We start from the raw sequence: 14,357 nt of genomic DNA on the forward strand, positions 1-14,357 counted from the left end.
CGGCGTTTGACTACCGCTCCCGCAGCGCCTCCTTCGCCCGGTTAAACGGCTTGATCATATAATCCAGCACCGTTTTCTCTCCGGTCTTGATATCTACCGTCGCAATCATCCCCGGCACGATCGAAAAGTGTCTGCCCGCCTTATTCACCAGATAATCCTGGCTGGTACGGATAAACACCCGGTAATAGAACACCTCCGGCTTCGCTTCGTCCTGAATGGTGTCCGGCGAAATGGTCTCCACCACCCCGTGCAGGCCACCGTAAATCGCGTAATCGTAGGCGGTGATCTTCACCAGCGCCTCCTGATTAGGGTGGATAAAGGCGATATCCCGCGGCGAGAGGCGGGTTTCAATCAGCAGGTGATCGTCCACCGGCACAATTTCCATCAGTTCACCGTTGGGGGGGATCACCCCGCCAATCGTCGTCACTTTGATGTTTTTCACGATCCCGCGCACCGGGGATTTTACCGTCAGACGGGTGACGGAGTCCTGGCGGCCCTTAAGGATTGCCGAAACCATATCCACTTCCGCGTTAGCCTTCGATAACGCCTCGCGCGCCTGGACGTAATACTGGGAACGCACGTCGGTGAGCTTCAGCTCCAGGTCGCTTTTCTGCCGTTGCAGGCGCAGCACTTCCACGTGGCTGGCGGCGCCGGTTTTCACCAGCCGCTGGGTGATTGCCAGCTCCTTATTGGCGAGATCTAACGCGGCGCGCAACTCCCGTTGGGTATCCTCCAGCTGGGCGCGGCGCGAGTTGTAGAGCCGCGTTTCAGCGGCGGTCAGGTCGGTCCATTTCGCCAGGGACGGCGGGAACTTGAGCGGCAGATCGTTCACCTCGGCATACAGACGCGCGCTGGAGGCCAATGACGCGCGGTAACGCGCCGCGCTTTCGCCGACGTTAGATTCCGAGCGGGTAGGATCCAGCCTCGCCAGCACCTGTCCGGCCTGCACTTGGTCCCCTTCGTGCACGTTCAGCTCGGTGAGGATCCCCCCATCCAGCGACTGCAATACCTGCTCGCGCGAGCTGGGGATCACTTTCCCGGTGCCGGTCGAGACTTCGTCCAGCACCCCGAACCACGCCCAGACCCCGAGCACCACAAACATCAGCAGGGAGAAGAAAACAATGCGTCGGGCACCGGTATAACCGCTTTCGGAGTCGAGGGCGTTATCCAGATCTTCTACTGCGGCAACGTCACGCTGACTGATTTTCATTTTTCCACTCCCGTCCGGTTGCCTGCTGCTGTTGCTGCATACGGCTGTTGTTCAGCGCCTGGGCTTTTGGCGCGTCCATGACCAGCATGCCATCTTTGAGTACGACCACGCGCTCCACCAGCTCCAGCACCGGTACGCGGTGGGTCGCAACCACCAGCGTGCGGTTGCCAAGCCACGCCCCGAGACGTTGAATAAATTCCCGCTCGGTATGCTCATCAAGGGAAGCGGTCGGTTCATCCATCAGCACGATATTCGGATCGCGCAGCAGCATCCGCGCCAGCAGGATGGACTGCCGCTGCCCGCCGGACAGCCCGACACCGTTCTCCATAATCGGGTAGTCCAGCCCCTTCGGCAGTTTCTGCACAAAGCTGGCCGCGCCGCACATCTCCAGCACTTCGAAAATCTCTTCATCGGTGGCGCGCGGCATGCCGAGCGTGATGTTCTCGCGCAGGGTGCCGTAAAACAGCCGGGCGTTCTGGGTCATAAAGCCGACGTTTCGGCGCACGTCAGCCACGTCCAGATGCGGCAGGCTGAGGTTGTCGAGCCGCAGTTCACCGCCCGCCAGATCCATCCCGCCCGCCATCGCCTGCAACAGGGTTGATTTGCCCGCGCCGTTGCGCCCGAGGATCGCCACTTTTTCGCCCGCTTTGATCTCCAGACGGTTAATGCGCAACGCCATGCGCGGATCTTCCGGGTGATAGCGGAACTGCGCCTGCTCGAACAGGTAATGTCCACGCAGCACGTCCTGACGGATCGGCGTCTCTTCCCGCTGATTCTCGGTCGGCAGCTGCATAATGCTGTCCAGCCCCTCTTTGGCCGCCTTCACCTGCTGCCAGCGGGCCAGCACGCCGCACAGCGTCGCCATCGGGGCGATCATCCGCGAGGCCAGCATGGAGGCGGCCACCACTGAACCGGTGGTTAAGGTGCCGTCGATCACCATCGGCGCGCCCACTACGATCACCCCGGCATACACCAGGCTCTGAATGGTCATCCCCCAGCTGATCAGGTTCTGCGTCAGCTCGCGGGTGCGCAGGCCGGATTCGGCGGTGATCTGGATATAGCTGTTCCACTGCTGCAAAAAGCGGTTCTCCGCCTGCATTAGCTTGATGTCCTCCAGCCCCTGCACGCTCTCCACCAGCACCGCGTTGCGCAGGGTGGATTCATGCGCCGACTGCTTCGCCAGCTCCGCCAGCTTCTTTTGCAGCAGCAGGCCAGGCAGGACCATGATCACCGCCGCCACCGGGGCGATCCACGCCAGCTGCGGGGCGATGATCGCCAGCACAATCACAAACAGGATAAAGAACGGCAGATCGACGATGGTGGAGATGGTGGAGGAGGTGACCATCTCGCGGATCTGCTCCAGCTCGCGCAGCTGGGAGATAAAGCTGCCGGTGGAGCGCGGAATGGCGCTGTGGCGCAGCCGCAGCGCGTGGCCGAACACCCGATCCGAGACGCGCAGATCCGAGCGTTTACCCAGCAGATCCATAATGTGTCCGCGCGCCACGCGCAGCACAAAGCCAAACAGGGTGGCGATCAGCACCCCGATGGTCAGCACATAGAGCGTCGGATAGGACTGGGCGGGGATCACCCGGTCATACACCTGCATGGAAAAGACGATGCCGGAGAGGGAGAGCACGTTGATAAACAGTGCCGCCAGCATCACCCAGCTGTAAGGACGCAGGTCGCGCATCACCAGCCGGTAGAGCCAGTCCGGGCGATATTTTGAGATATAGGCATCCACGCGGCTGTCTTTCAGCGCCGCCAGCGGACGCAGGGCGATGACGTGGCGGATAGCGGGTAGCATCGCGCTCATCGACAGGCGGTTGGTGTGTGTATTGTCGTCGAAAAAGCTGACCTCAAGCGTATCCTCGCCGTCGAAATTGTCGATCACGCCGATTTTGCCATCGTTCAGCTCCACCACCACCGGCAGACGCCAGCTATTAATAGAGTGCTGATTGGCCGTCAGCAGCTGAAACGTCAGCCCGGCTTCACGGGCGAGCTGCGTCAGCGCGGGCACCATCGGTTTGCCTTTCAGCCACGGCGCGCCTGCGACGAGCGAGCCTGGCGAGCAGGCAACGCGATAGCGCGTCGCCACATAGCCAAACGCCTGCGCCCACTGCTCCAGCGCCTCATCCGTCATGTTTTCACCCTGCGGAATATCACGTTGCTTCATGGCTGGATCTCCACGGTCTGGATGGTGCGGTTTTCAAGGTCGAACGCGTGACGCAGGCGCCCGGTGTTGTACAGACAGTTCAACTGAAGCTGGTGCAGCTGTCCGGCGGTTTGCTGTTGGGTAAAGCGCGCCTGATACACCTCCTGCTCGGCGTTGAGCACGTCGAGCAGCGGGCGGGAACCGAGATCGAGATACTGCTGCTGATACAGCTCACGGGTGCGGGCGCTGAGCGCTTCCTGGCGGCCCTGGATCTGAAGCGTGCTCATCAGGCTCATCACCTGGCTGCGCGCTTCCAGCAGTTTTTGCCGCACCTCAAGACGGGTGCGCTGAATGGTGGACTGGGCTGATTCCACCGCGTGTCCGGCGGCGTTACGCCGTGCGGTAAGGCCGCCGCCCTGATAGAGCGGCATCTGCACTTTGACCCACGCGGAGTACTGGGTGCGGTCCCGCGTTTCGTTGCCGGAGTAGCGGTCGTTCAGGTAGTGGCGGACTTCTGGCTCCAGCGAGACGGTAGGGGTCATCTGCGCGTTGGCATAGTCGAGATTAGCCTGCGCGACGTTGGCCTGCGCCCAGGCCGCTAATACCGAGGGCACCAGACGATCGTCCGGCTCGGCGATATCGCAGCTGCGGGCCAGGCTCTGCGGAAAGTCATTGCTGACCGCATTCAGGCTGTCCCAGCCCAGCAGGCTCATCAGCGTGGCGCGCGAGCTGTCGAGGCTGGCCTGATACTGCATCAGCTGCGCACGCGCCCCTTCGATACGGGCATCGGTCTGCACCACGTCAGAGAGGGACGTTGCGCCTTCATCATTACGTTGTTTCGTCAGGGTGCCGATAGAGGTCAGGGCATCCAGCTGTTCTTTCGCGGTCTCGACCATCTGCTGCCAGGTCTGCACCTGCACCATGGCGATGGCGGTATCGTGGGCGATGGTGTCGATGCTCACCAGCACGTTGGCCTGCTGCTGGGCGACGCCCGCGTTTTCGGCGCGTACCTGGCTGGCGACTTTGCCGAAGTCGTACAGCATTTGCGAAAGAGAGAGCACCAGCGAGGGGGTAAAGCCGTTATCGTCGCCGTCGTGGCTATAGCCGTTATCCATGCCAGCGTTGATTTGCGGATAATATTTTGATTTGGCGACGTCCACATTTTCGCTTTGCTGATAGAGTTTGCCGACGGCTTCACTGATGGCCGGATGCCAGGTCACGGCGCGGTTTACGGCTTCATTCAGCTCAAGTGTGCCGGGGGCGGCTTTGCTGGCTACGGGCGCCACGCGGCCATTTAAAGAGGGGAGTTCCTGCGTTTCGCTCAATTGTCCGGTATTAATCATCGCCGCAGGGTTTGCCGCGATAGCGGGCACAGATATCAGGCAGCACGAGAGCCACCAGTAAGGCATCTTCTTTCCCATGTCTTGTCCCTAATAAAAAAGTACTGCTTTTTTGTTTATGCCCGGGCGCTGTACGCGCCCGGGTCATTTCTTGCAGGTGCTATCAGGTAATGATGTGTTGCTGGTTTACAAGCTCGTCGTAGGTGGTCTGAACATTGTCCAGCGTAACGAGCGTAGATTTAGTGTAGGCGGCTCCCGTGCCGTCACGGTCGATGGAGATCACAGTATTGTTACCGCTTTGTGAAACAGAGACATAGTTCCCCAGCGTCGACGCGCTACCGTTCCACCCCACCAGCAGATCGCCAATGTCGATCTTGTCTCCCTGCGTGAGGGAGAAGTTCGTCCAGTGGTCGCCGGTGCTGTTACCTGCGGTGGCGTTACCCGCCGTATTGTTCAACACCTGATAAATCAGCGTGTCGCCGTAGGCTGTGCCGCTAATCACATCGTTATGCTCCGAACTGACAAATTTCGGCGCCATGTCAATGGTCAGCGACGCGGTATCTTTAACACCGTTGGCATCGGTCAGGGTGTAGTTAAAGACCTCCTTACTGGTAATGGTAGAGAGCGAGATCCCCGGGTTGAGGGTATAGGTGTAACTGCCGTCAGCGGCAATCGCCAGCGTCCCGTAGTGGCCCGTGATGTTGGACATCGTGCTGCCGGTGTACGGATCCAGCGTAGTGATAACGCCGTCGAAGCCGGTAATGCTCACGCGGGTATCCACCGAGTGCAGCTGGTCCATCGCCCCTGCGGAACCGGTGCCGTCGAAGATATTGCCGTCAACGGTGTGGGTGCCCGTGGCGTCGAACTGCGACAGGGAGTAGGTCGTGCCGTTTACGCTTGGGGTAATGGTGATGTTCCCCACGCTCAGCCCCGGTACGCTGCCGGTAAAGTTCAGCGTATAGGTCCCGGCGTTGAGATCCAGCCCGGTCAGCGGAACGTCGATGCTGCCGCCCAGCAGTGAGCCTCCGCTGAAGGAGCCGCTGCGAATCACATTCGTCCCGTCAGTGATTGACCAGTTCACCGTCAGCCCGCCCAGTGCCAGCAGCGAGGCCACGTTAAAGTGCAGCGAGGCGTTATGCAGCGCGGTGTTTGCATCCACCACGAAGGTCCCGCTTCCGCTGCCCTGCGTTGACCCCAACAGGGCGGTAGTCCAGCTGGCGGTGCCGACGGAGGTATCCGTATAGGTTGACGTATGGTGAACCGACGTTACGTCCATCGCGGTGCTGACATCGTTTACCGCATCCATTGGGCGTGCGGTTGGGGTGATGTTCAGCGATGCCGTGTCCTTCGAGCCGTCAGGCGCGGTGATGGTGTAGACGAAGGTATCCGGCGTGCTGATATGGTCCGCGCCGACCCCGCTGTCCAGGGTGTAGGTGTACTCCCCGGCCGCGTTGATCCGCAGCGTACCGTACTCGCCGGTGATCTCCGTCAGGCCGCTGCTGTTCACCGCCACGCCGTTAACGTCAGAGACCACGGTACCCGCTGGCGCAATATCATCCGCCAGCACATCCCCGGTGGTGCTCTCGCTCACGCTTGCCACGCTGTAGACATGATCCTGCAAGACGTTCAGCGTGTAGGCCGTCAGCGCGGTGATCCCCGCCGCCGTATTGAGCAGGAACAGGTACTCACCGGCAGGCAGATTCAGCGTCAGCTGCGAGGAGGTGCCCCCCAGCAGCGGCGCGCGCAGCCAGCCGGGTTCAACGCGCATCTGCTCGAAGGTCTGCGTCGCGTTGTTGAACTTATAGATGTAGAGGTCGAACACCGAGGCCAGCGCCACGCCGCCCACGGACGCCTGAACGGTCATGGTGCGGGTGGTGCCCTCTTCTACGGAGTAGATGATTGGGTTGGCCAGATCGTCCAGCAGGTTCAGCCCCAGCGTATTGCCAAGGTTGATCCCCACCAGGGTAAAGCCGCCCTGTGACGACGTGCCGTTGTTGATCGCCTCCACGGTGGTATCGAAGGTCAGCGAGGCGGTATCGTCCACGGCCACGATACCGCTGCTGCTGGTGCCTTCGCCCAGCGACAGGACCAGATTTGCCGAGGCGCTGGTGCCGTTGTGGGTGATGGTGTAGGTGAAGCTCTCCGTGCGGCCAATGACGGCGGCGCTGGTGTTGGTCAGGTTATAGGTATAGCTGCCGTCCAGGTTGATGGTCAGCGTGCCGTACTGCCCCTGAATCACCGTGCCGTCAGCCGTCACGCTGGTGGTGGTGCCCTGGGTGTTAGTGACCGCGGTGACGGTGGTGCCCACCGGGGCGTTGTCGCTACCTGCGGTTGGGTCCACGTCGGTGATCACGTTCCCGACAACGTTGGTTTCGCCGGACACGGTGCCTGCGCTGGTCTCTTTCACCGCAACATCGAGGCTGGTGTAAGAGCCGGTTGCCAGCAGGTTAGTGTTGTAGCTCAGGACGCGATACTGACCATCCGCCAGCCCGGTCAGGTTCAGCGACACCCCTGTTGCGCCGAGGGTCAGCAGGTCAGCGAACTGCGGCTGTCCGGTATCGACCACGGTGGTCCAGGTGTTGTTGGCGGCATCGAAGCGCTGTACCACCAGCTCAAGGGTATTGAGCAGGGAGAGTACGGCACCCGTGGCGTTGGCGTTCACGGCTATATCCGCACTGCCGCCGCTGCCGACGGTGAAGCCCACCTGTGCGGTGTCGTTACCGAGCAGGGTCAGCACGTTACCCACCGCACCCACCAGCAGGAAACCATAGTCGCTGTACTGCGAGTTGGTCACCGTTGCGGTGGTTGTCAGCGCCAGCTCTTCAACGTTGGTGCTGGCAGAGAGCGGCACCACCGGCGCAAGGGCTGAGCCGGGCAGCGAGACGTTGCCTGCCGCATCGGTGGCGGTGATTTGCAGCGTCTGACCTTCCGTCTGTTTATTGAGGAAGGTATAGCTCCAGGAGCCGTTGCTGTCTGCCGTGGCGGTGACCGTTGAGTTGTCCGCCAGACGGATGGTGACGGTGCTGCCCGCTTCGGCGCTACCGGTCAGTACACTGCCGTCTGCGTTGAAGGTCCCGGTTGGCGCCGTTGGCGCAGTAAGATCGACAATGACGGTGGTCGACGTGGAAATCGGGCTGGTGCCCGAGCCGTTGCTCGCCGTGGCGGTGAAGGCATGTGGCCCTTCGCTTAGCACTGGCGTGGTGAAGCTCCAGTTGCCGCTGGCATTCGCCGTGACCGTGCCCATCGACACCCCGTTGTTATACAGGGTGATGGTCGCGTTCGGCTGCGCCGTGCCGCTCAGGGTTGGCGTGGTGTCATCGGTGGTTTTTCCGTTGGTCAGGTTGCCCGTGACCGTGCCGACGTTATCGTCGATGCTGGTGATAACCGGCGCGTTCGGGATCGTCGTGATCGGGGCAATCACGGAAGTGGTGATACCCGCGTTACCGGCCTTATCGGTAGCAAAGACAATCAGTGACTCCCCGCCTGTCTGTGGAGGGGTGAGGGTGGCGCTGAAGTTCCCACTGCCATCCGCAACGGCTGTGCCAAGCACGGTTCCGGTGCTGGAGGTGATGGTGACGGTACTTCCCGCTTCTGCCGTACCGGTAACCTGCGTCCCGTTGGTGATCACCGCCAGTCCTGTTGGGGCTGGTGGCGGCGTCAGGTCCACGTTGATCGTGATAATCGGCGATGGCGCGCTGGTATTACCCGCGGCGTCGGTGGCGGTGGCGGTGAAGTTATGCGCGCCTTCCGTCAGCGTGGTGCTGGTTTGCGGCAGCGTCCAGTTGCCGTTGGCATCGGCAGTGACGGTCCCCACCAGCGTCGTGCCGTCGTAAATGCGTACGGTGGCATTGGCTTCCGCCGTACCGTTTAAGGTCGGACGGGTGTCGTTGGTTGGGTTGGTGCCGGTGACAGGGCCGGTAACGGTTCCCACATCATCCACAATCGAGGTGATTGCCGGTGCGACAGGGGCGGTGGCATCCACATTGATGGTGTAACCGCCGGTCTGCGCGCTGGCGTTGCCCACGGCGTCGGTGGCGGAGAAGGTCAGGTTATGCGGTCCGTCAGCCAGCGGCGTGGACGGCGTAAAGCTCCACGCGCCGCCGGTGGCGACAGCGGTGCCAATCTGTACTCCATTGTCAAAGATGGTTACCGTCGCGCCAGCTTCTGCCGTACCGGTGAGCGTTGGTCGGGCATCATTGGTTAACCCACCGTTGGCGACAGGCGTCGCAGCGTTACCGACGTCGTCGGTGATGCTGGTCAGCACCGGTAGCGCTGGTGGCGTGGTGTCAATGGTCAGGCTGAAGTCGGTGGACGGCGCACCGGTGTTCCCCGCCTGATCCGTTGCTTCTGCGGTAAAGGTGTGTGAGCCGGTGTCCAGCGGCACGGTGATATCGACGGTCCAGTTGCCGTTAGCATCGGCAGTACCGGTGCCCACCAGCGTGGTGCCCTCGTAGATATTCACGGTCGCCAGCGGCTCGCTGGTCCCCACCAGACGCGGGAGAGGATCGTTCGTGGTCTGGCCGGAGCCAATCGCCCCGGTGAGGGTGCCAACATCGTCAATCGCCTGGGTGATAACAGGCGCGGCGGGCACGGTCGTATCCACAACCAGCGTGAAGCCCGGTGAAGCAGGGCTGACGTTGCCCGCGGCGTCGGTTGCCGTGGCGGTCCAGGTGTGGCTGCCGTTTGCCAGCGTGCCGGTAGTAAAGCTCCATACGCCGTTGGCATCTGCCACGGCGGTGCCCACCTGCTGACCATTCTCATAAATGGTGATGGTCGCGTTGGCCGCCGCGGTACCGTTCAGCGTTGGCGTGGTGTCGTCTGTGCTTTGCCCCGAGGCGACCGGGCCGAGTACGGTACCCACATTATCGGTGGCTGGCGTAAAGACCGGCGCAACGGGCACCGAGGTATCCACCGTCAGGTTGAACGGCGGCGAGGTGTCGCCGGTATTGCCTGCGGCGTCGGTGGCGTTGAAGGTAATGGTATGCGGGCCTTCACTCAGCGCGGTGGTCGGCGTGAAGCTCCATGTACCCTGGGCGTTGACGACCGCCGTGCCGATTTCCACATCATCGACAATAACGTGCACCGTTGCGCCCACTTCCCCCGTACCGTTGAAGGTTGGACGGGTGTCGTTCGTGGCGCCGTTGCTGGCGATGGTTCCCGTTCCCGGGCCGACATCGTCGATCACCGTCGTGACGACCGGGGCCGCAGGGCCTGTTGTATCCACCGTAAAGGCGAACACTGGCGAGTTGGCGGAGACGTTCCCGACGTCATCGCTGGCGTTAACGCGCAGGTTATACGTCCCGTCCGTCAGGACCGGATCCGGCGTAAAGGTCCAGTTACCGCTGCCGTCGACCGTGGTGGTACCAATCTCCACGCCGTTATTCAGCACGTGAATGGTGGTGCCCGCCTGGCCGGTGCCGCTCAGGGTTGGCGTGGTGTCATTGGTGACCTGCCCGGCGGTAAGTGGACCGGTTACGCCTCCCGGGACGTTGTCGCTGACCGTATCGATCGTCGGCACCTGTGGCGCCGTCAGATCGATATTGATGCTCCAGACGCCGGACGGCTGGCTGATGTTGCCCTGCGGATCCGTCGCTCTGACGGTGAAGTCATGCGTTCCTTCCCCGAGGGCGGTTTCAGGGGTAAATGTCCAGGCTCCGGTGCCGTCTGCCGCCACGGTACCAATCTGCGTGGCGCCATCAAAAATGGCGACAACGCTGTTCGGCTCGGCGGTACCGGTCAGGGTTGGCGTGGTGTCGTTGGTTGGATCGCCGCTTGGGACAGGCGTTGCCGCGTTGCCCGCGTTATCCGTCACGCTGGTAATGACTGGCGTGGTGGAGACGGTATCGACCACAATGGTGATCCCGGTCGATGGGGTACTTTCATTGCCTGCCGGGTCGGTGGCGGTGACGGTCAGGGTATGGCTGCCGTCGTCCAGCGCAGGTGGCGTGTAGCTCCAGGTGCCGGTCGGACCGACAACAACGGTGCCCAGCGGGGCGCCGTTATTGTACACCGTAATGGTGTCCCCGGCCGTGCCTGTCCCGGTGAGGGTAGGACGGTTGTCGTTGGTGCTCTGCCCGTCGGCGATTGGGCCGGTGATCGGACCGACGTCATCGGTCACCGCACCGATGGCTGGCGCTGTCGGGGCGGTAAGATCGACGGTGACGGTCGCAATCGGCGACTGCCCGCTGGTCGCGCCGGTGTCGATATCCGTGGCGGTGACGGCGAAGGTGTGCGGCCCTTCCGTCAGCGGCAACGGCGGCGTGTAGCTCCAGTTGCCGTTTACATCCGCAACAACGTTGGTCAGCGGAACCAGCACCCCATCCTGATAAATGGCGATCACGCTGCCCGGCTCGGCGGTGCCGGTAAGGGTTGGCGTGGTGTCATTGGTGGTTTTATCTTTCACATCGCCAGTGACGGGATCGGCGTCATCGTTGATCGCCGTAATCACCGGCACCGCAGGCAGATCGAGCGGGGAGTCCGGCACGACAAAGGTGGTTGACGGGCTGGCATTGCCTGCGGCGTCCGTGGCGGTGAGCGTCAGCGTCGCAGGATCCAGCTGCGCCGGGGAGAGGGCGATGGAGAAGCTGCCTCCCGTCGCGACCCCGGTCCCGATGACATTGCCGTTGGCGTCACGAACCGTCACCGTGGTTCCGTCATCCGCCGTACCGGTCAGCGGCGTACCCTCTGCGGCAATGGCGATATCAGTTGGCGTTGCAGGCGGCAGCGTATCCACCGTCACGCTGAGATCGCCGGAGCTGGCGGAGGTATTCCCCGCTGCGTCACTCGCAGTAACCGAGAAGGTGTGCGGCCCTTCGGTGAGCGCAGGGTTGGCGGTCCAGGACCATGTCCCGTTCGGCTGAACCTCCACGACCACCGGCGAGGCGACACCATCAACGGAGACGGTGACGCTTGAACCCGGCTCACCGATCCCGGTGAGGGTTGGCGTACCGTCGCGGGTGTAAAGCACGCTGTTGGTCAGCTGGCTGTCAGAGACGGCGTCAATTTGCGGCACGGTTGGCGCCTGGGTATCAACCTCCACCGTAAAGACCGGGCTTACCTGGCTCACGTTCCCGGCCTCGTCCACCGCCGCGACGGTGATATTCAGCGGGCCATCGGTTTGCGTCGGCAGGGTATAAGACCATTCACCGTTGACGACATCAACCCTCGCCACTTCCACGCCGTTGTTGTAGATGATCACCGTCTCGCCGGTGGTGCCAGCGCCAGTGATGCCAGGCGTGGTTTCGTTAGTCGAACCGCCGTTCTGTGCGCCGCCGATGGCGCTGATGGTTGGGGTATCTGGCGCGAGGGTATCGACCGTGATCGTAATCCCCGTGGATGGCACAGATTCATTGCCCGCTTCATCGGTGGCGGTCGCCGTGTATTCGTGCGTCCCTTCGCCAATGTTGCTCTCAGGGCGCCAGCTCCAGTTACCGTTACCGTCCACCGTCACGCTGCCCACGGCCTGCGGCTCGCCTGTACCTACCTGGTCATAAATGGTAATGACGTCATTCGGCGTACCGGTGCCGCTCAGGACCGGACGCGGATCGTTGGTGGATTCGCCATCCAGTACGGGGCCGGTGATCTGGCTTACGCTGTCTGTCACCGTCGGGGTTCCCGGCTGGGCAGGCGCGTCGGTATCAATGGTGATGGTCACCGGCGTGGACGGTGCGCTCTCGTTCCCGGCGCTGTCCTGGTTAGTGACCGTCAGGGAGAGATCGTAGGTGCCGTCAGGGAGTGGATCTTCCGGCGTCCAGCTCCAGGTACCGTCTTCACCCACGTCGGCTTCACCAATTTTGGTGGCGCCATCGTAAATGTTGACGGTATCGCCCGGCGTGCCCGAGCCGCTCAGGGTTGGCGTAGTATCCCGGGTGGTCTCACCTGGATTCAGGGCCGTCCCCGGCGTGCCGCCGTCCGGATTGACGGTGATCTCAGGAATATCCGGTGTCGCAGGCGCGGTGGTATCGATCGCCAGTTCAAACGGCGGCGAGATGGTGGTGTTCCCCGCGTTATCCGTCGCGTGGACCGTCAGCGAGTGCGGGCCGTCCGTCAGCGGCGTGGTTGGCGTAAAGCTCCAGCCGCCGTTGCCGTCCAGCACCGCCGTGCCGAGCAGGGTGGTACCGTCATAGATTGTGATGGTGGTGCCGTCCGGCGCGGTGCCCTGCAACTGCGGCAGCGTGTCGTCGGTGGTGTCCCCGCTGTTTAGCGGAAGCTGCACAGGGCCGATGTTATCGGAGACGGTGTCAATGGTGGCCGCCGGTGGCGGGGTGGTATCGACGGTAAGGGTAAAGCCCGCAGATGTTGCGCTGGCGTTACCGGCCGCATCGATCGCGACGACGGTAAACGTATGCTCCCCGTTCACTAATGGGGTGGTGGGCGTGAAGGTCCATGCGCCACCGCTGTTAACAAGGGCAGTACCAACAGGCTGTCCGTCCAGGCGGATCGTCACGGTGGAGCCTGGCTCGCCGGTACCGTTCAGCGTCGGGAGCGTGTCGTTGGTGGTTTCATTGGTGTCGAGCGCACCCGTGCGGCCAGGCACGTCATCAATGACCTGCGTAATGGCTGGGGCGCCCGGCGCGGCGGTATCCACCGTGATACTCCAGGTGTTGGATGTCCCGCTGAGGTTATTGTTGGCATCAACCGCTGTCGCCGTCAGCACGTGCCCGCCGTCCGGTAGCGCGGTTGTCAGCGTGATGGACCACTGACCGTCAGGCCCAACCGTACCGGTGCCAATTTCGGTAGTACCGCTGTAGAGAGTGATGGTGGTGCCAGGCTCGCCCGTTCCGTTGATGGTTGGCGTGCTGTCGTTGGTGAGACCGTTCTGGCTGACGGGACCGGTGACGTCGGGCGCATCATCCACCACGCCCGTGATGACCGGGGTTTGTGCCGCAGTGATGTCCGGCGCGTCAAACGGCGCGGTCGGGCCGGTGTTTCCGGCGGTATCCGTGGCATCGGCGGTCAGGGCTTCGCCGTTGGCTTTCGGTGGGATCAGATCAACGCTGAAATTACCCTGATCGTCGGCGACCGCTTCCCCGACCTTCACGCCATTTTCGCGGATGGTGACGGTGCTGCCCGGCTCGGCTGTACCGGTTACCGTGGTGCCGTCGGCAGAGATCACCACATTTTCCGGTGCCAGCGGTGGCGTGCTGTCTGGCGCGTCGGCAAAGCCAGACGGACTGGTGTTGCCGCTGCCGTCAGTGGCCGTCACTTCAAGGGCTTCACCGTTGGTCTGGGCGGGCGAAATCGGGATGGTAAAGGTGCCGTCCGGGCCAGCGGTGTCCTGGCCGATGATCGTACCGTCCGGCGCTTTAATGATAATCGTGCTGTTTGGCTCGGCGGTTCCGCTGACGCTTGCCCCGTCGTCCGCCACCACCAGGTTGCCCGGTGCGGCAGGCGGGGTGATATCCGCGGCGTTAACCAGCGCCGGTGAACTCTGGTTGCCTGCGGCATCGGAGGCGACCACGGAGATAATCTCGCCGTTGGTCTGCGCAGGGTTCAGGTTGGCGACATAGTTGCCGTTGCTGTCGGCAGTCGCGGTGCCGATTTGCAGCCCGGCATTGTTGGTGATGACGATTGTGCTGCCCGGCTCGGCGGTACCGGTGATCTGGGTGCCTGTGGAGTTGAGCGTCGCCTCCGGCATGTCTGGCGGCGTAAGATC

4 protein-coding genes are annotated in these 14,357 nt (G+C 62.5%); all 4 read right to left on the reverse strand.

Translation table 11 applies throughout. The features are described 5' to 3' along the window. Positions 1-10: 10 nt before the first annotated feature. Positions 11-1,210, reverse strand: coding sequence for a beta-barrel domain-containing protein (locus BH712_RS23015; RefSeq protein ID WP_006811677.1), 1,200 nt, complete (start codon positions 1,208-1,210; stop codon positions 11-13). Then, a complete protein-coding gene (locus BH712_RS23020; RefSeq protein ID WP_006811676.1) occupies positions 1,191-3,383 on the reverse strand; it encodes a type I secretion system permease/ATPase in 2,193 nt (730 codons plus the stop codon). The genes BH712_RS23015 and BH712_RS23020 overlap by 20 nt, the downstream gene beginning before the upstream one ends. After that, a complete protein-coding gene (locus BH712_RS23025; protein WP_006811675.1) occupies positions 3,380-4,783 on the reverse strand; it encodes a TolC family outer membrane protein in 1,404 nt (467 codons plus the stop codon). Before BH712_RS23025 ends, BH712_RS23020 begins: the two co-directional genes overlap by 4 nt. An 82-nt stretch (positions 4,784-4,865) precedes the next feature. Further along, entirely contained in the window at positions 4,866-14,339 is a 9,474-nt protein-coding gene (locus BH712_RS23030; RefSeq protein WP_481623434.1) for a BapA/Bap/LapF family large adhesin, read from the reverse strand. Positions 14,340-14,357 lie beyond the last annotated feature (18 nt).

It is taken from the genome of Enterobacter hormaechei ATCC 49162, assembly GCF_001875655.1.
Lineage (GTDB): Bacteria > Pseudomonadota > Gammaproteobacteria > Enterobacterales > Enterobacteriaceae > Enterobacter > Enterobacter hormaechei.

What these genes read in the sequence shown, in the direction of transcription:
- BH712_RS23015 (WP_006811677.1), bottom strand. Translation starts at nt 1,210, where the DNA reads ATGAAAATCAGTCAGCGTGACGTTGCCGCAGTAGAAGATCTGGATAAC.
- BH712_RS23020 (WP_006811676.1), bottom strand. Translation starts at nt 3,383, where the DNA reads ATGAAGCAACGTGATATTCCGCAGGGTGAAAACATGACGGATGAGGCG.
- BH712_RS23025 (WP_006811675.1), bottom strand. Translation starts at nt 4,783, where the DNA reads ATGGGAAAGAAGATGCCTTACTGGTGGCTCTCGTGCTGCCTGATATCT.
- BH712_RS23030 (WP_481623434.1), bottom strand. Translation starts at nt 14,339, where the DNA reads ATGCCGGAGGCGACGCTCAACTCCACAGGCACCCAGATCACCGGTACC.